The sequence below is a fragment of the Streptococcus sp. KR genome (assembly GCF_002238115.1).
Classification (GTDB): Bacteria; Bacillota; Bacilli; order Lactobacillales; family Streptococcaceae; genus Streptococcus.
Window position 1 is genome coordinate 1 of the sequence record NZ_NGVM01000403.1, and the last position, 210, is coordinate 210.

Annotated in this window: 1 protein-coding gene; it reads right to left on the minus strand. The window is 41.0% G+C overall.

Features of this window, described 5'->3' with window-relative positions; translation table 11 throughout:
- Positions 1-210, minus strand: a 210-nt coding sequence (locus CBI42_RS12455; protein ID WP_179211460.1) for a CDP-glycerol glycerophosphotransferase family protein, incomplete at both ends; no start/stop codon positions are given.

Sequence of the window (210 nt, forward strand, 5' to 3'; positions counted from 1 at the left end):
TTGGCCGTTCCAGATTGGCGAAGTCAAACATCACTGAGGAATAATCGGTAATCAATAAGTCGGTAATCAAATACAACTGATTAATATCAACATCGGCAAAAATTCGAACCCGATCTTCATATCCAGAAATATCAATCCTGTCCTTAACCAGGTAATGCGGCCGAATGACCAACATCGTATCCGGAGAAACCCGCTTAAAGAATTCGTTCA